Source organism: Methylobacterium sp. 2A (assembly GCF_009806555.1).
Taxonomy (GTDB): Bacteria; Pseudomonadota; Alphaproteobacteria; order Rhizobiales; family Beijerinckiaceae; genus Methylobacterium.
The window spans coordinates 85,067-105,225 of sequence record NZ_VUOK01000060.1 but is presented as its reverse complement, the minus strand read 5'-3'; the positions used below and the strand labels follow the sequence as shown (position 1 = coordinate 105,225).

The following is a 20,159-nucleotide window of genomic DNA, read 5'->3' as shown; positions in this document are numbered from 1 at the left end:
GCGCGCCGACTCATGCCGCGTGCGGCTGGTCCAGCACGGCCCCGGGCGCCACCTGTTTGCTGGCGTCGAGGATCTCGACGCCGATGATGCGGCCGTCCTCGTCCAGATCCACGATGAACCCAGGGCGGATTTCCTCACTCTCGACGACGCGAGTATCGGCGAGTCGGATGTAGAGGGCGTCCACGACGGGGTCGTACTCGGATTTCATCCTGAGGTTCTCCAGTTCCGCGTGCGGCCTCGATCGAGCAGAGCCGTGATGATCAAGGCCTCCGCGCCGTCCTGAAGCGGCTCGTATACCACGCGCAGTACACGACCGCCGCATTCGGGCACGCGTGCGAAGGCGCGGAGACGCCCGGGGTGATTGAGATCCGCCTCGACGAGTTCCGGCTCCGCCACGACCCGTTCGACCCAGAGCGGCTCGATGGCGCGCAGCCGCATGCGTCCGAGGGCATGATCACTCCATCGGATGCGGACCGTTTCCACGGCCTTCCCCCCAGCCCTTTTAAGGTGTTTGGGCCAGCTGCGAAAATCGCAAGTCGTGGCTCTAACATCCTGAAAGAGCACCGCCTTTTCCCCTCCCCCTTGTGGGGAGGGGCCAGGGGTGGGGGTGGCGCAGGATGAGGCGCAGCGGTGCCGTCTGCACCACCCCCACTTCCAACTCCTCCCCACAAGGGGGAGGAGAGTGCGCTTGGCCCCTGTCTCGTTGCTTCCGCAAACACCTTAAAAGGGCTGGCCTCCCCCTTTCGCCGCGCACAGGTTGTCGTGCTCCTGCGACACTCTCCTGTCATGCGCCGAACCGACCGTATCCACAGCCCCCGCCGAGCGCGTCTACGGTTCAGATGAGGAGACAACACCGCCCATGCGCCCCGCCCGCGCGAGCCTCCGCGTCCTCATCGTCCTCGCGGTTGCACAGATCATCGGCTGGGGCAGCGTCGGCGTCACCGCGGTCGTCGCCCCCTTAATCGCGGCGGATCTCGGGATGGACCTAGCCGCGGTGTTCGCCGGCAATTTGATCCTGTACGCGACCATGGGCCTGTCGGCGCCGATCCTCGGACGCGCCTTCGTCCGGTACGGCGCGCGGAGCGTGATGATCGCCGGTAACGTGCTGGCCGGACCGGGTTTCGTCGGGCTGGCCCTGGCAACCGGTCCGGTATCGTATGGCACCGCCTGGATCGTCCTCGGCGTCGCCAGCAGTGCAACACTGACGAATGCGGCCAACATCCTGCTGAACGAGATCGCCGGGCGCGGTGCCCGGCGGGCCATCGCGGCGCTGATGCTGGCCACCGGCCTGTCGAGCAGCCTGTTCTGGCCGATCACGGCCTTTCGGTCGCGCTCCTCGGCTGGCGGGCGACCTGTCTCGTCTATGCCGGGGCGATGTGGTTCGCCTGCCTGCCCCTCTACCGCTGGGGTTTGCCGCCGCACGCGAAGGCCGCCGCCGGAGTCGAGACCGCTCCGGAGACCACGACGCCGCCGCAGACCAGCACGTTCTGGTTGATCGCCTGCGGGATCACCCTCAACGCTTTCGTCACGTTCGGCCTCAGCGCCACCCTGATCGCGTTGCTGGTCGCCGAGGGATTGAGCCGGCCGGACGCGGTCCGGCTACGGCGCGATGCTCGGCATCGTCCAGGTCGGCGCGCGGGGGATCGACTTCCTGGGCGGCGGCCGGTGGGACGGGCCGACCAGCGGCCTGTTCGCCGGCATCCTCGTGGTGACGGCGCTGCTCCTGCTCGCCGCGGTCGGCGGGACACCGGACGCGGTGATGATCTTCATTCTGATCTACGGTCTCGGAAGCGGCGTCCTGGCGGTCGTGCGCGCGACCCCGCCGTTGGCCTTCTACGACCGCGCCGCCTATGCGCGCGCCGCCTCGCGCATCGCGCTCCCGCTCAACCTCGTGATGGCGGCCGCTCCGCCGGTGCTGGCGATGGTCCTGACCACGTTCGGCCGGGAAGCCGTCCTCCTGCTGGCGGCCGGATGCGTCCTGGCGGCCACGGCCGCGTTCCTCGCCCTGGCGCGGCGCCGGCCGGGAGACGTGGCTGCCCTCACAGCCTGAAATCCTCGCCGAGATAGAGCCGCCGCGCCTCCGGGTTGGCCACGATCTCCTCCGGCGTCCCCTCGGTCAGGATCCGGCCGGAATGCGCGATGTAGGCGCGGTCGATCAGCCCCAGCGTCTCGCGGACGTTGTGGTCGGTGATCAGCACGCCGATCCCGCGCTGCTTCAGGTGCTTCACCAGATCCTGGATGTCGCCCACCGCGATCGGATCGATGCCCGCGAAGGGCTCGTCGAGCAGCATGAAGGTCGGCGAGGAGGCGAGTGCCCGGGCGATCTCGCAGCGCCGCCGCTCGCCGCCCGAGAGCGCGATCGAGGGCGACTTGCGCAGGCGGGCGATGTCGAATTCTTCGAGGAGCGAGTCGAGCTTACGCGCCCGCTCCTTGCGGTCGGGTTCGGCCACCTCCAGCACGGCGCGGATGTTGTCCTCCACGCTCAGGCCCCGGAAGATCGAGGCTTCCTGCGGCAGGTAGCCGATGCCGAGGCGCGCCCGCTGATACATGGGCAGATGGGTGATCGGCAGGCCGTCGAGGGTGATGTCGCCGCGATCGGCCGCCACCAGCCCGGTGATCATGTAGAAGATCGTGGTCTTGCCGGCGCCGTTCGGGCCGAGCAGCCCTACCGCCTCGCCGGTGCGGACGGTAAGCCCCGCCTCGTGCACCACGGTGCGCGCGCCGTAGCTCTTGCGCAGGCCGCGCACGCTGAGGATGCCGGGACCGCCCCCGTCAGGCGCGGCCTGGCCCTCGGGCGTGGCGCCCTCCGGCTGGCGCGTACGCCGGCCGAACAGGCGCCCGAGCCAGCCGGCACGGGCCGCCGGCTCCTGCGGACCTGCCTGGAACGCCACAGCGCCGCTCAATCGACCTGCGCCTTCGGCTTGGAAGGAGTTTGCGTGCAGCCCTTCGGCTTGCCGTCCTTCTCGGCCTTCTCGCCCGGCACGAACAGGGCCGAGACACGGCCGCCCGGCACCGGGTCCATGTTGGCCCGGCCGGTGTTCATATCGTAGACCAGCCGCTGTCCACGGGTGACGTTCTGGCACTGGCTCAGCACGACATTGCCGGTGAGCACGATCCGCTTGGCGTCCTGATCGAACTCCGCGTGATTGCCGGTGGCGACCTGATCCTTCTGGACGACCGTTACCGGGCCGGCGCAGTCGACCTTCTGGATGCCGTTCTCCGCCGGGTTGCGGGCCGGCGCCGCCTCAGGTGCCGCCTCGGCGACCTTGCCGTCGCCTTTCGCGTCCTTACCGGGCGTATCCTTTCCGCGCTTGTAGTAGACCGTCATGGTCGAGCACCGGATCGTGCTCTCGCCCTGCACGGCCACGACGTTGCCGGCGAAGATCGCTTTGTTCTCCCGGTCGAACACGTCGAGCCGGTCGGCGTCGATCTTGATCGGGTCCTTGCCGCTGCCGCCGATATTGCCGAAGGGCGAATCCTTCCGGGCCGCGGGCTTCTCGGCGAAGGCTGGTGCGGCCAGCAACAGGCAGGCCGCCATGGCAGCCGCGACGGTGCGGGCGGTGCTCATCGCGCACCGTCCGAAGGCTGCGCGTCCGAGGTCTGAATGCGCAGGGCCGACGTCTCGGCCGGTCCGTCATGCGGCCTGTCGCCCTGAGTCTCGTTGACGATGACCACGTGGACGTTGCCCACGAACGAGATCCGCTTGCCGCTCTCCACCACGTCGAGCGTGTCGGCGTTCACGGTGGCGCGCGGGCTCGACACGATGACGGGCTCCTGGGACGTGATCGAGCCGGTCTTGAACGTCACGGCGGCCGAGCGCAACCGCGCCTCCTCGCCCTTGTCGGTCCAGATCCGGATGTCGTCCTTGAGGTCGAGGGCCTCGCGGGCGCTGTCGAACAGGCCGGAAGTCGCCGACAGCCGGGCGATGCCGCCGTTATCGTCGGTGGCGATGTGGCCGCGCATCTGCTGCAGCTCGATCAGGCTCGGCTTGCGCACGTCCTGCAGGGCGGCATCCGCCGTCACCTCGTAGCCGCGGGTGCCCTGGCGGAAGCCGGCGAGCCGCGGATTCTCCATGCGGACCTTCGAGCCCGCCAGAGTCACGTGGCCGACCGAGACGTCCGGGAGCTTGGCTGCGAAGGGATTGAACAGGTAGGCGAGGAGCAGCGCCACCGCGCCGCCGGCCGCCACCGGAATCAGCCGGCGCATCGCGCGCACGCGGCCGCTGTGGCGGTACGCCCGGGCATGCGCCCGGGTCCGCGCCGACGCGACCGCCTGTCTGGTGCCGGCTTCAGCCTCGACCGGGTTCATGCAGCGTCCGTGAGGCGCGGCGGGCCGCGCGCTTAAAGGAATCGGATCAGACGCCTGCGGCCCCCACCGCGCCCGCGCCACCGGCCGGGCAATGCTCCCGACCGGTGGCGAAGTTATGGCTCGACCATTTCCGTTTGATCAATCGGACTTATCAATGTCCTCACGGCATGTGCGCGGACACACGTCGTGAGCTCACAGGTCCGACTCTAGGCGGCGCGCGCCGCCGCCAGCGCCGCCGCGACCGTGCGGGCGAAGGCCGCCGGGTCGCGCGGGCTGTCGCCGTCCTGGATGCGGGCGAGGTCGAGCAGCGTGCCGGCCGCCTGCGGCACCTCCGATTCGGGCGCCGCGGCGAGCGCGCGAATCAGCGGGTGGCGCGGGTTGATCTCCAGAACCGGCTGACCGGCGCCGGCCCGTCCGGCCCGGCGCATCAGCCGCTGCATCTGAAGGTCCGGTCCGCCGGTGCCGGCCGAGAGCACGACCGCCGAATCGACCAGCCGGTCGGTGGTCCGCACGTCCGAAACGTCGGCGCCGAGCGCCGTCTTCACCGCGGCCACGAAGGCGTCGATGCCCTCGGGCGCCTCCGGCTGCTCGCCTTCGAGGGCGAATTTCGACAGGTCGAGGCCGCCCTTGGTGATCGACCGGAGCGGCTTCTCCTCGAAGGTGCCGAGCTGGTCCGGCCAGAAGGCGTCGACGTGGTCGGAGAGCAGCAGCACCTCCAGACCGCGGGCCTTGAAGCCCTCGAGCTGCGGCGAGGATTTCAGCGCCTCGGCATCGTCAGCGACGAGGTAGTAGATCGCCTCCTGGCCGTCCTTCATCCGGGACACGTAGTCGGGCAGCGAGGTCCAGCCCTCCACCGCCGAGGAGCGGAAGCGCAGCAGCGGCGCGATCTCGCCCCGGCGTTCGAAATCCTCGTAAATGCCCTCCTTCAGGACCGGGCCGAAATTCTCCCAGAAGGATTGATAGCTCTCGGCATCCTTGGCACGGGTGGCGAGTTCGGACACGACGCGGCCGGTGACGGCGCGGCGGATCCGGGCCAGCGCCGGCGTCGATTGCAGCATCTCCCGGGAGACGTTGAGCGGCAGGTCCTCGGTGTCGACAACGCCCTGGACGAAGCGCAGCCACGGCGGCAGCAACTCGGCCTCGTCGGTGATGAACATCCGCCGGACATGCAGGCGGACCTTGCTCTGCCGCTCGTTGTCCAGCGCCTGGAACGGCTTCGAGCCCGGGATGAACAGCAGCGCGGAGAATTCGAGCTGGCCCTCGGCGCGCCAGTGCAGCGTCGCCCAGGGCTTGTCGAAGTTCATGCCGATCGAGCGGTAGAATTCCTCGTACTGCTCCTCGGTGACCTCGGATTTCGGCTTGCGCCAGAGGGCCGTGCCCTGGTTGGCCGATTCGTCCTTGCCGTCGCGCACGACAGCGATCGGCACGGTGATGAAGTCGGCCCATTTCCGCACGAGATGGTCGAGCCGGTAGGGCTCCAGGTACTCGTCGGCATCCTCCTTGAGGTGGAGCACGATGTCGGTGCCGGGCTCCGCCCGCGTCGCCGGTTCGAGGGTGTAACTGCCCTGCCCTTCCGAGGCCCAGGTCCAGGCCTCGTCGCTGCCGGCGCGGCGCGACGTGACGGTGACCCGGTCGGCCACCATGAAGGCCGAGTAGAAGCCGACGCCGAACTGGCCGATCAGGCTCGGCCGGTCCTCGGCCTTGGCGGATTCGAGCGTCTGCGAGAAGGCCCGCGTGCCGGAGCGCGCGATGGTGCCGAGATTGGTGGCGAGATCCTCCTTGGTCATGCCGATGCCGGCATCCGAAACCGTCAGGGTCCGCGCCTCCTTGTCGGGCGCGATGCGGACCTTGGCGTCCGGCGGCAGGGCGCTTGCCGCCGAGGTGAGGGCCTCGAACCGCCGCCGGTCCATGGCGTCGGCGGCGTTGGCGACGAGTTCGCGCAGGAAGATCTCGCGGTCGGAGTAGAGCGCGTGCACGACGAGGTCGAGGAGGCGTCCCACCTCCGCCCCGAATTCGTGCCGCTCGATCGTCTCGCTCACGGGTGATGCCTCCGCTGTGGGGAAAATTGCGGTGGCCATATGCTGGCGAACGCGGCCGTTTTCAATGCGGAGACCCACCGGGCTTGGCGAGCGATGCGCCGCTTTGGGCAGGTTCTTGTCCTGGGTCCCGGATCAGGTTCCGCTGACGCTCCACCTGTCCGGGAAAGGGCGGAGGAGGTCGAAACGCGAAGCCCTTTTTCGGGCGCATGCAGCGCCAGCGGAATGCGACCCGGGACCCAGCACACGATCTGCCGCGTAGCGGCTCCGATGTCCGTGCGCCACTCATGATCAGATCTCGATCTCGGTCCCCACCTCCACGATCTGCCGGGTCGGCAGGCCGAAATGGGCGCCGGTGCGCTCGGCGTTGCGCTTCATGAAGGCGAACAGCCCCTCCCGCCACGGCGCCATGCCGGGATGGGTGGGCGACGGGATGACCACCTCGTGGCCGACGAAATAGGTCATGTCTTGGAGGTATTCCGGCGGTAGCAGGCCACTCGCCACCGCACATTGCAACCCCTCGGGGATCGAGGCGGTCTGCATGAAGCCGTAGCGCAGGACGACGCGCTCCATGCCGGGCGTGTATTTCGAGATCGCCTTGCGAATCCCCTGGGCCACCAGAGTCACCTGCGCCCGCTCGCTCGCCGGGATGACGGGCTCCTCCTCGTAGATCACGGTGATCAGGAGGATCCGCTCGTGCAGGCAGCGGCTGCGCTCGATCAGCCGCCCGAGCGCCATCGGGATGCCCTCGGTGGCGGCGGTGAGGAACGCGGCGGTGCCCGGCAGCGTCACCGGCGGGTGTGTGGAGAGCCGCGACAGGAACGTCGCCTCGGACATGCGCATGGTCTGGCGGACGGTCTCGAGGACGTGGTTGCCCTTCATCCAGGTCAGCATCAGGAAGGCGACCGCGCCGGCGAGAAGCAGCGGAAACCAGCCGCCTTCGAGGAGTTTCACGCTGTTGGCGGCGAAGAACACGAGGTCGACGGCGAGGAAGAAGCCGTTCACCGTGAAGACCAGCACCAGGCTGTAGCCCCAGCGCAGCGCGATCAGCGCGGCGAGCAGCGTGGTGATGCCCATCAGCGCCGACACCGCGATGCCGTAGGCGCCCGCCAGCGCGTCGGAGGAGCCGAACACCACGACGGCCGTGAGCGTCGCGGCGGCGAGCAGCCAGTTCACGCCGGGCACGTAGATCTGGCCGCGCTCGTCCTGATCCGTGTGCACCACCCGCATCATCGGCATGAAGCCGAGCTGGATCGATTGCTGGGTCAGCGAGAACACGCCCGAGATCACGGCCTGCGAGGCGATGACGGTCGCCATGGTGGCGAGCGCCACCAGCGGATAATGCGCCCAATCCGGCGCAAGCCGGTAGAACGGGTTCGCGATCGCGCCGGGATCGGCGATGATCAGGGCACCCTGTCCGCAATAGTGGATGAGCAGCGCCGGCAGCACCAGGGCGAACCACGCTAAGCGGATCGCCGGGGCGCCGAAATGGCCGAGATCGGCATACATCGCCTCGCCGCCGGTCACCGCCAGGAACGCCGCGCCCAGCATCAGGAAGCTCACGTGCCAGCCGGCATGGAGCAGGAAGTCCACGGCCCGCCAGGGGTTGGCGGCCTCCAGGATCTCGGGGGTGCGCAGGATGCTGGGGATCGCGATCAGCACCAGCACCGCGAACCAGACCAGCATGACGGGCCCGAACACGCGGCCGATGGCGGCCACGCCCTTGTGCTGGACGAGGAACAGCCCGACCAGGATCACGAGCGTGATCGGCACCACGTAGGGTCCGAGCGACGGCGCGTCGACCTTCAGGCCCTCGATCGCCGAGAGCACCGAGATCGCCGGCGTGATCGCCCCGTCGCCGTAGAGCAACGCCGCCCCGACCAGCCCAACCACGAGGAGCAACGCCTTCCAGCTGCCGGGACGCGCCTGCCGGGCGCCGAGCAAAGCCAGCATGGCCACGATGCCGCCCTCGCCGCGGTTGTCGGCCCGCAGGATCAGCACCGCGTATTTGAGCGAGACGATCAGGATCAGCGACCACAGGATCAGCGACACCGCGCCGGTCGCGGCCGCCGGCACCGAGGCGCCCCCGCTGGTTGCGGCCTTCACCGCCTCCTTGAACGCGTAGAGCGGGCTCGTGCCGATGTCGCCGTAGACGACACCCAGCGCGCCGAGCATCAGCGCCGCGCCAGGACCGTGCCGGACCGCCCCGGGCTTGCGCGGCACGCGCGCTGCCGGCAGATCGACAGCCGGGGCCGCCGCGGGGTTCAGGGCTTGGCTCACGGGCGGGTCCGGTCGATGGCGTCGCTGTGGAGCGAAACCTTAGCAAGGTCCTCGCGCGGCGGTAGACTCAGGAGATCCCCGCAGCGACCACGTCAAAGACTTGTCACCCGAACGTGATGACAGTGGAACGTCGCCCCGGGTGTCAGCTCAGGCCGCGTCGAGCCCCAGGTCGATGATCGCCGCCGAGTGGGTGATCCAGCCGCAGGAGATCAGGTCGACGCCCGAGGCCGCCACTGCCCCCACGGTCTCGCGGGTGATCCGCCCCGAGGCCTCGGAGAGCGCCCGGCCGTCGATCATCGCCACCGCGCGGGTGAGTTGGTCGGGGCCCATATTGTCGAGCAATACGGCGTCGACTCCGACCGAAAGCGCTTCCTCCAGCTGCTCCAGGCTGTCGACCTCGCACTCGATCTTCACGAGGTGGCCCGCCCGGGCGCGGGCGCGCTCGATCGCCGGCACGATGCCGCCGGCCACCGCCACGTGGTTGTCCTTGATCAGCACGGCGTCGTCGAGGCCGAACCGATGGTTCGAGCCGCCGCCGGCGCGGACCGCGTGCTTCTCCAGGGCGCGCAGGCCGGGCGTCGTCTTGCGGGTGCAGACGATCGAGGCCTTGCCGTGCGGGCGCGCCGCCTCGACGAGGCCGTGGGTGGCGGTGGCCACGCCCGACATCCGGCAGAGCAGGTTGAGGGCGACGCGCTCGGCGGTAAGGATCGCCCGGGCCGGGCCTTCGAGGCGCAGCACCACGTCGCCGGGGGAAACCCGGGCTCCGTCGCCGCGCTCGACCGTGACGGTCACGGACGGATCGACCAGCGCGAACGCGATGGCCGCGGCGTCGGTGCCGGAGATGACGCCGTCCTGGCGCGAGGCGATCACGCCGCGCATCCGCTCGCCCGGGGGCACGATGGCGTCGGTGGTGATGTCGCCCGCCCGGCCGAGATCCTCCAGCAGGGCGGCGCGAGCCACCGGCTCAACGAGGAGCCGCGGCAGGGGCAGGATCTCTTCGGAGAGGACCGATCGGGTCATGGCGTCAGCACTTCCTCGGCGGACGGAATCGCGCGGGGCGCGGCGGTCAGATCGGCCAGCGTTGTCTCGGTGTGGGCGGCCGGGGCGAGATGCGGGACGTCGCTGCGCCAGTGGGCGCCGCGGCTCTCCTGGCGGCCGAGCGCGCCGCGGGCGATGAGCAGGGCCACCAGGGCAGCGTCGCAGGTTTCCGCCTTGGGCTCCAGGATGGCGACCGCCTCGGCGAGGCCCGCGGCATCGCGCACGACCCCGACCTTGCTCTCCATCAGCGCCCGGAGCGTCGGCAGATCGCCGGCGGCGCGCACGGTCACGGCCTCCGGCACGATGGCGGCGGGCGGCGGCGCGTCGAGCCCGTCGGCGATGAAGCGGGCATAGGCCAAACCCTCCAGCAGGGAGTTGCTGGCGAGCCGGTTCGCCCCGTGCAGCCCCGTCGAGGAGACCTCGCCGCAGGCGTAGAGACCCGGCACGGAGGTGGCGCCGTGGGCGTCCACCTTGACGCCGCCCATATGGTAGTGCGCCGCCGGACGGACTGGGATCGGCTGCACGGCCGGGTCGATGCCGGCGGCGGCGCAGAGGGCCGCCACCGTCGGGAAGCGCGTCGGCATCGCGGCACCGAGCGCGCCCCGGGCGTCGAGATAGACCGTGCGGCCCCGCTGCAGCGCCTGGAAGATGCCGCGGGCGACCACGTCGCGCGGCGCGAGATCGCCACCCGCGATGCCGGCCATCACGGGGGCGCCGGTCTCGTCGATCAGCCGGGCGCCCTCCCCGCGCAGGGCCTCGGTGGCGAGCGGCATCGGGTCGGCGCCGGCCGCGATGGCGGTCGGGTGGAACTGCACGAACTCCATGTCGCGCATCACCGCGCCGGCGCGCGCGGCGAGCGCCAGCCCGCGGCCCACGGCGCCGGGCGGGTTGGTGGTCGAGCCGTAGAGGGCGCCGACGCCGCCGGTGGCGAGCACCACCGCCCGGGCCGGAATGCGGAACAGGGCGCCGTCGCGCTCGGCGACGATCCCGGCGACGGCGCCGTTCGTGTCCCGCAGCAGGTCGCAGGCGCGCGCCGTGACGATTTCGACGGAGGGCGCTTCCAGAACGGCCCGCACGAGCCCTTCGAGGACGCGGGCGCCGGTGGCGTCACCGCCGGAGCGGACGATGCGGCGGCGGCCATGCGCGGCCTCAAGCCCGAGGGCCAGGGCGCCGTCATCCGTGCGGTCGAACGGGACGCCGATCCGGACCAGCCAGTCGATCAGCGCAGGGCCCTCCTGGGCAACCCGGAGCGCCACATCGGGCTCGGTCAGCCCGGCGCCGGCGGCTTCGGTGTCGGCGGCGTGGAGGTCCGCCGCGTCGTCGGCGCCCATCGCGGCGGCGATGCCGCCCTGCGCCCAGCCGGTGGCAGTCCCGAGGCCGAGGGCCGACGCGGTAACCAGCGTCACCGGACGAGGCGCGAGGCGCAGCGCGACGCTGAGGCCCGCGACGCCGCCGCCGACCACGACGATCCGGTCGGCATGGTTGGGGGAGATCGCGTTCATCGCGTGCGCACCTGAAGCATGCGTTCCACCGCCGCCCGGGCGCGGTCGGCGAGCGCCGGATCGACCGTGACCTCATGGGTCATCGTCTCCAGCGAACGGCGGATGTTGCGGAGGCTCATCCGCTTCATGTGCGGGCACATGTTGCAGGGCTTGATGAACTCGATATCCGGGTTCTGAGCCGAGATGTTGTCGGCCATGGAGCATTCGGTGACGAGCACCACCTGCTTCGGCCGCTTCTCGACGACGAAGTCCATCATCATCGCGGTCGAGCCGGAGAAGTCCGATTCGGCGACCACGTCGGGCGGGCATTCCGGATGCGCGATCACCGTGACGCCGGGATAGCTGTCGCGGACATCGCGGATATCGGCCGGGGTGAAGCGCTCGTGGACCTCGCAATGGCCGGCCCAGGTCAGGATCTCGACCTCCGGGACCTCGGCCTGGACGTTCTGCGCGAGGAATTCGTCCGGGATCATCAGGACCCGGGGGGCGTTCAGCGACTTCACCACCGCGACGGCGTTGCCGGAGGTGCAGCACAGGTCCGATTCGGCCTTCACGGCGGCCGATGTGTTCACGTAGGTCACGACCGGGACGCCCGGGTACTTGGCGCGCAGCGCCCGCACGTCCGCGGCGGTGATCGAATCGGCGAGCGAGCAGCCCGCGCCCATGTCGGGGATCAGCACGGTCTTGCCCGGGTTCAGGAGCTTGGCCGTCTCGGCCATGAAGTGGACGCCCGCCAGCACGATGACGTCGGCGTCGACGGTCACCGCCTCGCGGGCCAGCGCCAAGCTGTCGCCGACGATGTCCGCCACCGTGTGGAAGATCTCCGGCGCCTGATAGTTGTGCGCCAGGATCACGGCGTTGCGCTCCCGCTTCAGGCGTAGGATCGCCTCGATATCCGGGGCGAGCGCCGGCCACTCGATCGCCGGAACATGCCGGCTGACGCGGGCGTAGAGATCGGGCAGCGGCAGCCCCGGGATGGGCGTGCGGGAGACGGGTGCAACGGTCGCCGCCATGGCGTCCTCCATTATGCTCAGTTTGAGCATTGTGCCGCCTAACTTATGGGGGCCGGGGACGCCTGTCTAGATATGCTAGCTCTGAGCATAAATTGTTTGCGACGCGATGTTATGCTGCGCCGCCGAAGGGCCAACGCTCAGCAGAACGTGGCCGGGTCGGGTCCGATCCGGCCGTCGGCGCGGTCGAGGGCGGCGATTCGGTCCATCTCCTCGGCGGAGAGCGCGAAGTCGAACAGGGCGATGTTCTCGCGGATGCGCTCGGGCCGCGCCGTCTTCGGGATCGCCACGCAGCCGATCTGTACCTGCCAGCGCAGGATCACTTGGGCGGCCGACTTTCCATGCGCCTTCGCGATCGCGAGAATCGCCGGGTCGTTCAGCTCCTTGCCCTGGCCCAGCGGGCTCCACGCCTCGGTCACGATGCCGTGACGGGCGTCGTCCGCCCGGGGTGCCTTGCGCTGGAAATGCGGGTGCAGCTCGATCTGGTTCACGGCCGGGGTGACGCCGGTCTCCGCCACCAGCGTAGCGACGTGCTCGGGTGTGAAGTTGGAGACGCCGATGGATTTCGCCCGGCCCTCCTTCCGGAGTTCGATCAGCGTCTTCCAGGTCTCCACGAACAGGTGCCGCCGTGGGCAGGGCCAGTGGATCAGGTAGAGATCGACGTAGGGCAGGCCGAGGCGCTTCAGGCTCTCGTCGAAGGCGCGCCTGGACGCGTCGCGGCCCTGGCGGTCGTTCCAGAGCTTGGTGGTGAGGAAGATGTCTTCGCGCGGAACCGGCGCGTCACGGATGGCGCGGCCGACGCCCGCCTCATTGCCGTAGGCGGCCGCCGTGTCGATCAGGCGGTAACCGGCTTGGAGCGCCGTGCCGACGAGGTCTGGTGCTTGCGAATCGGAGAGTTGCCAGCAGCCGTAGCCGATCTGCGGGATGTGACGGCCATCGTTGAGGGCCAGGGTCAGGACAGCCATGCGGAAACGCTCCGGGGACGAATATCGACCTCCTCACCCTGCGAAGGGCACGGCCATCGAACAAGTCTGGACGGCGTATGCCGGATCCCGTCAGCGGATCGAGCCCCCTCGCGGGCCGACCGTCCACTCATGAAACCGGAAAATAGCGGACATACGCGAAGGCCGAACCGTCCGGCGCCCAGTTAGGCGAATTCATCGTGCCCTGGCCCCCGATCAGCTCGAACAGGGTTTCAACCCGCCGCCCGTCCGGGTCCATCATCCGGACGCGAACAGGATGATCTCGCGGATGGTCGATCACGGCGGCATCGTAGGACAGGAAGACCACCGCCTGTCCATCGGGCGAGGGGTGGGGGAACCAGTCGTTGGCCTCGCTCTCCGTCACCCACTCTGCCGCGCCGCCATCTGCGGGAACGCGCCAGATCTGCATTCGCCCGCTGCGGCTGGAGTTGAAATAGATCCACCGACCATCGGCTGAATAATCCGGCCCGTCGTTCCGGCCCTCTCCCTGTGTAAGTCGCCTCTCATCGCCGCCCTTGAGGTCGATCGTGTAGATATCGAATACGTCGTCGCGGATGCCGCAATAGGTGAGGCGTTCGCCGTCCGGTGACCAGCCGTGCCAGTAGCTCGGCAGATTGTCGGTGATGCGCCTGGGTGTCCCGCCCGCCGCCGGAAGCACGTAGATCGCCGTCTTGCCGAACTCGACCTTGTCGGAGATCGCCATGTGCGTTCCGTCAGGCGAGAGCCCATGATCGTTGTTGCAGCGTATGGCGAAGCCGGTCTCGATCGGCACCGGGCGTGGTTCGCCCGTTAAATCAAGCCTGTATATCCGTCCCTGGCTGTTCAGGAGCAGGAATTGTCCGCAGGGAGACCAGTTCGGCGCCTCGAACAGCGCCGGTGTCTGCCAAACGACGCGCGCCATGCGACTGTTGAGGTCAAAGATCTCGATCGAACTCCGCATGGCTACTCCCGATTCGGGCCGCTCCCTAACCTTTCCGGAGGTAGCATGGCGGCTTGCGCCCGGGCGATCCGGTCGAAAAATCTCTATTCCGCTGCACCCTCCATCAGGGCTTGATCTGCCAAGCCCCCTGTCGCGCCGCGAGCGATCCGGAGCCCGCATGGCTGGTATCGAAGACCAGTTGCGGTTTTGCAGCACAACACGGGAACCATCGGTGAGGCGGCTGAGGCTGCGCAGAGCCGATCAAAGTCCACCCGCGCTGAACGGGCGCAGTCTGGACCGGATCAAATCCGCCAAGCCCGGCGTTGGCACACTGGATTCCAGGCTGCGCCGCGCCGTGATGCGCTGCGCCCGGACGGGATAGCAGCATGACCGACGAGACACCGAAATCGCCGTTCGCCGTGACGCGGCGTTCCATCGTGGAGGGTGCCGCTGCGGCCGGCGCCCTCGGCGCCCTGGGCTTCCGACCGGCGGCCGCCGCGCCGGCGCCGGGCGATCCCGCCCCCCAGACCCTACCGGTGCGGCTCACCGTCAACGGGCAGCCGCACGACCTCGTCCTCGACACGCGCACCACGCTGCTCGATGCGCTCCGCGAGCATCTGGCCCTCACCGGCACCAAGAAGGGTTGCGATCACGGCCAATGCGGCGCCTGCACGGTGCTGGTCGACGGCCGACGCATCAATTCCTGCCTGACGCTGGCCGCCATGCATGAGGGCGATCAAGTCACCACGATCGAGGGCCTCGCCAACGGCGACACGCTGCACCCGATGCAGGCCGCCTTCCTGGAGCATGACGGCTTCCAGTGCGGCTACTGCACGCCGGGCCAGATCTGCTCGTCGGTCGGCATGCTGAGCGAGGCCAAGGCCGGCTGGCCGAGCCACGTCACCGAGGATGTCGCCGCGACGCCGTCGCTCAGCGACGCCGAGATCCGCGAGCGGATGAGCGGCAATCTCTGTCGCTGCAGCGCCTACCCGAACATCGTCGCGGCGATCCGCGACACCGCCGCCAGCAACCTCTGAGGGGCCGGACATGAAGGCCTTCACGTACGAGCGTCCCGCGACCGTGCAGGACGCCGCCAAGCTCGCGGCCGAGCGGCCGAACGCCAAGTTCATCGCCGGCGGCACCAACCTGCTCGACCTGATGAAGCTTCAGATCGAGACCCCGGCCACGCTGATCGACGTCAACCGCCTGCCGCTCGACAAGGTCGAGGCCACGCAGGACGGGGGCCTGCGCATCGGCGCCCTGGTGCGCAATTCCGATCTCGCCGCCGATCCGCGGGTCCGGAAGGATTACGCCGTGCTGGCCAAGGCGCTGCTTGCGGGCGCCTCCGGCCAATTGCGCAACAAGGCCACCACCGCCGGCAACCTGCTCCAGCGGACCCGCTGCTACTACTTCTACGACACGGCCATGCCCTGCAACAAACGCGAGCCGGGCTCGGGCTGCTCGGCGATCGGCGGGTTCAACCGCATCATGGCGGTTGTTGGCGCCAGCGAGGCCTGCATCGCCACCAACCCGTCCGACATGAACGTCGCCATGCGGGCACTCGACGCGACGGTCGAGACCATGAACCCGGATGGCCAAGCGCGAACAATCCCGATCGCCGACTTCCACAAGCTGCCGGGCGACACGCCGCAAGTCGAGACGGATCTCCGCAAGGGCGAGATCATCACGGCGGTGACTTTGCCGAAGCCCGTGGCCGGCACGCATATCTACCGGAAGGTCCGCGACCGGGCCTCCTACGCCTTCGCCACCGTGTCGGTGGCGGCGGTGATCGCAGGGGCCGAGGGCGGCAAGCCGCAGAACGCGCGCCTCGCCTTCGGCGGGTTGGCGCACAAGCCCTGGCGGGTGGCCGAGGCCGAGACGGCGCTCATGCAGACCGGCTCGGCGGATGCCGCCGCCGACGCGGTGCTCAAGGGCGCCCGCGGCTACGGCAGCAACGATTTCAAGATCCCGCTGACCCGCCGGACCCTGCGCGCCGTCGTGGCGCAGGCGACCCGCGCTTAATTTCCGGCAAGGACGCTTCCCATGGAGATGAACCAGCCGATCGGCCGGACGCCGCTTGACGACCGTCCCGACGGCCTCGTCGGTAAGCCGCTGGACCGGGTCGAAGGCAAGCTCAAGGTCACGGGCCACGCGCCCTACGCCTACGAGACCCGGGCCCTGAAGAACCCCGCCTACGGCTTCATCGTGCCGGCGACGATCGCGTCCGGCACGATCCAGTCGATCGACGCGGAAGCTGCCCGCAAGGCGCCGGGCACGATCCTGGTCCTGACCCACGAGAACGTGCCCGAGCAGGGCGAGAAGAAGGAGCAGGTCTGGCCGCAGCTCCAGGGCACGGAGGTGAAGTTCTACGGGCAGCCCGTGGCCTTCGTGGTGGCCGAGACCTTCGAGCAGGCCCGCGCCGCCGCGATGCTGGTCAAGGTCCGGTACGATGCGGCCAAGCCCAAGGGGCTGCTCAAGGACAGCCTCGCGGCGGCCTACGAGCCGAAGCCGGTCAACTCGCCGCCCGATTCCAAGCTCGGCGACTTCGACGCCGCCTTCGCGGCCGCCCCCGTGAAGCTCGACGTGGAATACGTTACCCCGAACCAGATCCACGCGCAGATGGAGCCGCACGCCACGATCGCCTCATGGGAGGGTGACGGCGTGGTGCTGTATACCGCCAACCAGATGCCGAACCGAGGGCAGAAGGCCCTCGGCTCCGTGCTCAGACTGCCGCCCGAGAAGGTGCGGATCGTCAGCCCCTATATCGGCGGCGGCTTCGGCTCGAAGCTGCAGGTCCAGCCGGAGGCGACGCTTGCGATCCTGGCCTCGAAGCTGATCCAGCGGCCCGTGAAGGTGGCGCTGACCCGGCAGCAGGAATTCCACGTCGCGACCCACCGCACCGATACGGTCCAGAAGATCCGCCTCGGCGCCGATCAGGACGGGCGGCTCTCGGCGATCAGCCACGAATCGTGGTCGGATACCGCCGAGGGCGACGGGTTCTTCGAGACCTCCGCCAACGTCACGCGTTCGCTCTACGCGGCGCAGAACCGCGTCACGCGCCACCGGCTCGTGAACCTGAACATGCCGATCGCCTCGTCGATGCGCGCGCCCGGCGAGGCCGTGGGCCAGCTCGCCTTCGAATGCGCGATGGACGAACTGGCCGAGCAGCTGAAGATCGATCCGATCGAATTGCGGGTGCGCAACGAGCCGGCCGAGGATCCCGAGAAGAAGGTGCCGTTCTCCACCCGCCAGCTCGTGCCCTGCATGCGCGAGGGTGCGCGCCTGTTCGGCTGGGACAAAAGGCAGGCGGCGGGCAGCCGGCGCGAGGGCAACTGGCTCGTCGGCATGGGCATGTCGGCCGCCGCCCGCCTCAACCCGCTGATGCCGTCCTCCGCCAAGGTGCGGCTCGGGCCGGACGGCGTGCTGGTGGTGCGGATGGCCATGACCGATCCGGGCACCGGCACCTACACGATCCTCACCCAGATCGCCGGCGAGATGATGGGGCTGCCGATCGAGCGCGTGCGCGTCGAGATGGGCGACACCGACTTCCCGTTCGCCTCGGGCTCGGGCGGCTCGTTCGGCGCGGCCTCGGCCGGCTCGGCGCTCTACGTGGCCTGCGACAACCTCCGGCAGGCGCTCCTCAAGGCCGGCGACCTCAACCCGGAGGGTGCCACGTTCCGCGACGGCGCCGTCACGTCCGGCAACCGCACGGAGTCGCTCACCGACCTCGCGGGTGCCGGGATGGAGGCCTCCGGCGAGATCAAGCCGGGCGAGATGAAGCAGAAATTCTCGCAATACTCCTACGGCGCGCATTTCGCCGAGGTCGGCGTCGACGTCGATACCGGCGAGATCCGGCTGCGGCGGATGCTCGGCGTCTTCACCGGCGGGCGGATCCTCAACGCCAAGACGGCGCGCAGCCAGGCGATCGGCGGCATGACCTTCGGGGTCGGCGCGGCGCTGATGGAGGATGCGGTGGTCGATTCCCGCTACAGCTATTTCGTCAACCACGATCTGGCCGAGTACCACGTGCCGGTCCACGCCGACATCCCGATGATCGACGCGGTGTTCCTGCCCGAACTCGACGACAAGACCAACCCGCTGAAGAGCAAGGGCCTCGGCGAACTGGGCATCTGCGGCGCCGGCGCCTCGCTCGCCAACGCGATCTACAACGCCACCGGGATCCGCGTGCGCGCGTACCCGCTGACGCTCGACAAGATGCTCAAGGGATTCGAGGAGCAGGAGGGGCAGGCACAGCGGCGGACCTGAGCAGCCCGCCGGTGCCTGTATACCGGTGAACTGTGGGGATCATCGCCGCCCGGACTTGACACGTTCCAGTTTTGTTCCAGCATGGACGCCCGCCCCTCACGAGAGTCGGCGGGCGTCCGCTTTTCCGCGCTTCGGCCCGGGAGATCGGGCCGTCGGCTAAGCTTCGGTAACCATACCGTGGCCAAGGTCGTGCGGTGTGATCCTGGCGCGCCCGCCGCGGCGCCTGATACGGAGTCGTCCGCCGATGGCCCTGCCCAATGCGCTCACGGCCAAGCTCGAAGCGGTTCAAGCCGAGTACCGCGTCGCCCCGCACAACATCGATGCGGAGCAGGCGCTGCTGGGCGCGATCCTGGTGAATAACGACGCCTATTACCGGGTGTCGGACTTCCTGCTGCCCGAGCACTTCATGGAGGATGCGCACCAGCAGATCTTCACGGTCGCGGCCTCCCTGATCCGGGCCGGCAAGCTCGCCACGCCCATCACCATGAAGACCTATCTGGGCGACGCCGACTTTGGCGGCCAGACGGTGATGCAATACCTCGCCCGGCTCGCCGCCGACGCGACCACCGTCATCAACGCGGGTGATTACGGCCGCACGATCTACGACCTCGCCATCCGCCGCCGGCTGATCACGATCGGCGAGGACCTGGTCAACGGCGCCTATGAGGCCCCGGTGGAGCAGGCGCCCCGGGATCAGATCGAGGAGACCGAGCGGCGCCTCTACGAGCTGGCCGAGGCCGGACGCTACGACGGCGGCTTCCAGAAGTTCTCGGACGCGCTCACCGCCGCGGTCGACATGGCCGCGAAGGCCTATCAGCGCGAAGGCAAGCTCTCGGGTATCGCCACAGGCCTCACCGACCTCGACGCCAAGATGGGCGGCCTCCAGCCATCCGACCTGATCATCCTCGCGGGGCGCCCGGCCATGGGCAAGACCTCGCTGGTGACCAACATCGCCTTCAACATCGCCAAGGCCTATCGCGGCGAGAAGCAGCCGGACGGCACGACCAAGACCGTGAATGGCGGGATCGTCGGGTTCTTCTCCCTCGAAATGTCGGCCGAGCAGCTCGCCACCCGTATCATCGCCGAGCAGTCGGGCGTGCCTTCCTACAAGATCCGCCGCGGCGACATCCGGCCTGAGGATTTCTACAAGATCACCGACGCCGCCCGGGACATGCAGACGATCCCGTTCTACATCGACCAGAGCGGCGGCATCTCGATCGCGCAGCTCTCCGCGCGCGCCCGGCGCCTGAAGCGCCAGAAGGGTCTCGACCTGCTGATCGTCGATTACCTGCAGCTGCTCTCGGGCTCGGGCAAGCGCAGCGATAACCGCGTGCAGGAAATGACCGAGATCACAACCGGCATGAAGGCCCTGGCCAAGGAGCTGGCGGTGCCGGTGATTGCCCTCTCGCAGCTCTCCCGTCAGGTGGAGAACCGCGACGACAAGCGCCCGCAGCTCGCCGACCTTCGCGAGTCGGGCTCGATCGAGCAGGACGCCGACGTGGTGATGTTCGTGTTCCGCGAAGAGTACTACGTCGGCAACAAGAAGCCCCGCGAAGGCACCGAGGAATTCTTTGCCTGGGAGGCCGAGATGCAGCGCGTCCACGGCAAGGCCGAGGTGATCCTCGGAAAGCAGCGTCACGGCCCCACCGGCACGGTGGAACTGCAGTTCGACGCCAACATCACCCGGTTCTCGAACCTCGCGCAGACGGACCGGATCCCCGAGCAGATGTGATCGGCACGGGGGTATCGCGCTTGGCGTCCCCGCGAACCATCGCCGAAGCCGCTCGTTGAGCGAGGACGATTGTCCCGCCGCGGCA

The 20,159-nt window shown here is 69.2% G+C and carries 18 protein-coding genes; 6 read left to right on the top strand and 12 right to left on the bottom strand.

The genetic code is table 11. The annotated features are described in order from the left end of the window. Positions 1-10: 10 nt before the first annotated feature. Together FVE89_RS26935 and FVE89_RS26930 are read right to left on the bottom strand one after the other, a co-directional pair. Positions 11-208, bottom strand: a complete 198-nt coding sequence (locus tag FVE89_RS26935; RefSeq protein ID WP_161393217.1) for a DUF2283 domain-containing protein — start codon at positions 206-208, stop codon at positions 11-13. Then, positions 205-483 carry a DUF4258 domain-containing protein gene (locus FVE89_RS26930; RefSeq protein WP_342389830.1) on the bottom strand — a complete coding sequence of 93 codons (279 nt, stop codon included), beginning with the start codon at positions 481-483 and terminating at the stop codon, positions 205-207. Before FVE89_RS26930 ends, FVE89_RS26935 begins: the two co-directional genes overlap by 4 nt. A gap of 376 nt (positions 484-859) precedes the next feature. Between FVE89_RS26930 and FVE89_RS31430 the strand changes: the two genes are divergently transcribed. Further along, entirely contained in the window at positions 860-1,495 is a 636-nt protein-coding gene (locus tag FVE89_RS31430; RefSeq protein WP_246731197.1) for an MFS transporter, read from the top strand. A gap of 114 nt (positions 1,496-1,609) precedes the next feature. Further along, on the top strand, positions 1,610-2,050 hold the full coding sequence (locus tag FVE89_RS31425; RefSeq protein WP_246731196.1) for a hypothetical protein: 441 nt from the start codon (positions 1,610-1,612) through the stop codon (positions 2,048-2,050). Here FVE89_RS31425 and lptB read toward each other — a convergent pair. The 10 genes from lptB to FVE89_RS26875 all read right to left on the bottom strand — a co-directional run bounded on the left by lptB (position 2,040) and on the right by FVE89_RS26875 (position 14,097). Beyond that, positions 2,040-2,834, bottom strand: coding sequence for an LPS export ABC transporter ATP-binding protein (gene lptB / locus FVE89_RS26920; protein ID WP_246731210.1), 795 nt, complete (start codon positions 2,832-2,834; stop codon positions 2,040-2,042). The two genes, FVE89_RS31425 and lptB, sit on opposite strands and share 11 nt — an antisense overlap. A gap of 65 nt (positions 2,835-2,899) precedes the next feature. After that, complete coding sequence (locus tag FVE89_RS26915) at positions 2,900-3,568, bottom strand: LptA/OstA family protein (protein ID WP_161393214.1); 669 nt, start codon at positions 3,566-3,568, stop codon at positions 2,900-2,902. Continuing rightward, complete coding sequence (gene lptC / locus FVE89_RS26910; protein WP_161393213.1) at positions 3,565-4,308, bottom strand: LPS export ABC transporter periplasmic protein LptC; 744 nt, start codon at positions 4,306-4,308, stop codon at positions 3,565-3,567. The genes FVE89_RS26915 and lptC overlap by 4 nt, the downstream gene beginning before the upstream one ends. Before the next feature lie 206 nt (positions 4,309-4,514). Continuing rightward, positions 4,515-6,347: a molecular chaperone HtpG gene (gene htpG / locus FVE89_RS26905; RefSeq protein WP_161393212.1), complete on the bottom strand. Its 1,833-nt coding sequence runs from the start codon at positions 6,345-6,347 to the stop codon at positions 4,515-4,517. A gap of 288 nt (positions 6,348-6,635) precedes the next feature. Beyond that, positions 6,636-8,624, bottom strand: a complete 1,989-nt coding sequence (locus tag FVE89_RS26900) for a KUP/HAK/KT family potassium transporter (protein ID WP_161393211.1) — start codon at positions 8,622-8,624, stop codon at positions 6,636-6,638. A 147-nt stretch (positions 8,625-8,771) separates the two neighbouring features. Further along, positions 8,772-9,644 carry a carboxylating nicotinate-nucleotide diphosphorylase gene (nadC, locus tag FVE89_RS26895; protein ID WP_161393210.1) on the bottom strand — a complete coding sequence of 291 codons (873 nt, stop codon included), beginning with the start codon at positions 9,642-9,644 and terminating at the stop codon, positions 8,772-8,774. Further along, positions 9,641-11,164 carry an L-aspartate oxidase gene (locus FVE89_RS26890; RefSeq protein ID WP_161393209.1) on the bottom strand — a complete coding sequence of 508 codons (1,524 nt, stop codon included), beginning with the start codon at positions 11,162-11,164 and terminating at the stop codon, positions 9,641-9,643. The genes nadC and FVE89_RS26890 overlap by 4 nt, the downstream gene beginning before the upstream one ends. Then, on the bottom strand, positions 11,161-12,177 hold the full coding sequence (gene nadA / locus FVE89_RS26885; protein WP_161393208.1) for a quinolinate synthase NadA: 1,017 nt from the start codon (positions 12,175-12,177) through the stop codon (positions 11,161-11,163). Before nadA ends, FVE89_RS26890 begins: the two co-directional genes overlap by 4 nt. A gap of 137 nt (positions 12,178-12,314) precedes the next feature. Continuing rightward, a complete protein-coding gene (locus FVE89_RS26880) occupies positions 12,315-13,139 on the bottom strand; it encodes an aldo/keto reductase (RefSeq protein WP_161393207.1) in 825 nt (274 codons plus the stop codon). 127 nt (positions 13,140-13,266) lie between these two features. Beyond that, a complete protein-coding gene (locus FVE89_RS26875; RefSeq protein ID WP_161393206.1) occupies positions 13,267-14,097 on the bottom strand; it encodes a PD40 domain-containing protein in 831 nt (276 codons plus the stop codon). A gap of 365 nt (positions 14,098-14,462) precedes the next feature. Here FVE89_RS26875 and paoA point away from each other — a divergent pair, with 365 nt between their 5' ends. From paoA to FVE89_RS26855, 4 genes are all read left to right on the top strand, one after another. After that, positions 14,463-15,113, top strand: a complete 651-nt coding sequence (gene paoA, locus FVE89_RS26870) for an aldehyde dehydrogenase iron-sulfur subunit PaoA (RefSeq protein WP_161393205.1) — start codon at positions 14,463-14,465, stop codon at positions 15,111-15,113. A 10-nt stretch (positions 15,114-15,123) separates the two neighbouring features. Continuing rightward, positions 15,124-16,098: a xanthine dehydrogenase family protein subunit M gene (locus FVE89_RS26865; RefSeq protein WP_161393204.1), complete on the top strand. Its 975-nt coding sequence runs from the start codon at positions 15,124-15,126 to the stop codon at positions 16,096-16,098. A gap of 21 nt (positions 16,099-16,119) precedes the next feature. Further along, positions 16,120-18,342, top strand: coding sequence for a xanthine dehydrogenase family protein molybdopterin-binding subunit (locus FVE89_RS26860; protein ID WP_161393203.1), 2,223 nt, complete (start codon positions 16,120-16,122; stop codon positions 18,340-18,342). A gap of 244 nt (positions 18,343-18,586) precedes the next feature. Further along, on the top strand, positions 18,587-20,074 hold the full coding sequence (locus FVE89_RS26855; RefSeq protein ID WP_161393202.1) for a replicative DNA helicase: 1,488 nt from the start codon (positions 18,587-18,589) through the stop codon (positions 20,072-20,074). The last annotated feature ends 85 nt before the right edge of the window (positions 20,075-20,159 follow it).

Excerpts from the sequence above, each read along its gene's own strand:
- FVE89_RS26935 (WP_161393217.1), bottom strand. The coding sequence starts at position 208 with ATGAAATCCGAGTACGACCCCGTCGTGGACGCCCTCTACATCCGACTC.
- FVE89_RS26890 (WP_161393209.1), bottom strand. The coding sequence starts at position 11,164 with ATGAACGCGATCTCCCCCAACCATGCCGACCGGATCGTCGTGGTCGGC.
- FVE89_RS26880 (WP_161393207.1), bottom strand. The coding sequence starts at position 13,139 with ATGGCTGTCCTGACCCTGGCCCTCAACGATGGCCGTCACATCCCGCAG.
- FVE89_RS31430 (WP_246731197.1), top strand. The coding sequence starts at position 860 with ATGCGCCCCGCCCGCGCGAGCCTCCGCGTCCTCATCGTCCTCGCGGTT.
- FVE89_RS26875 (WP_161393206.1), bottom strand. The coding sequence starts at position 14,097 with ATGCGGAGTTCGATCGAGATCTTTGACCTCAACAGTCGCATGGCGCGC.
- FVE89_RS26855 (WP_161393202.1), top strand. The coding sequence starts at position 18,587 with ATGGCCCTGCCCAATGCGCTCACGGCCAAGCTCGAAGCGGTTCAAGCC.
- FVE89_RS26865 (WP_161393204.1), top strand. The coding sequence starts at position 15,124 with ATGAAGGCCTTCACGTACGAGCGTCCCGCGACCGTGCAGGACGCCGCC.
- FVE89_RS31425 (WP_246731196.1), top strand. The coding sequence starts at position 1,610 with ATGCTCGGCATCGTCCAGGTCGGCGCGCGGGGGATCGACTTCCTGGGC.
- lptC (WP_161393213.1), bottom strand. The coding sequence starts at position 4,308 with ATGAACCCGGTCGAGGCTGAAGCCGGCACCAGACAGGCGGTCGCGTCG.
- nadA (WP_161393208.1), bottom strand. The coding sequence starts at position 12,177 with ATGGCGGCGACCGTTGCACCCGTCTCCCGCACGCCCATCCCGGGGCTG.
- FVE89_RS26860 (WP_161393203.1), top strand. The coding sequence starts at position 16,120 with ATGGAGATGAACCAGCCGATCGGCCGGACGCCGCTTGACGACCGTCCC.
- paoA (WP_161393205.1), top strand. The coding sequence starts at position 14,463 with ATGACCGACGAGACACCGAAATCGCCGTTCGCCGTGACGCGGCGTTCC.
- FVE89_RS26915 (WP_161393214.1), bottom strand. The coding sequence starts at position 3,568 with ATGAGCACCGCCCGCACCGTCGCGGCTGCCATGGCGGCCTGCCTGTTG.
- nadC (WP_161393210.1), bottom strand. The coding sequence starts at position 9,644 with ATGACCCGATCGGTCCTCTCCGAAGAGATCCTGCCCCTGCCGCGGCTC.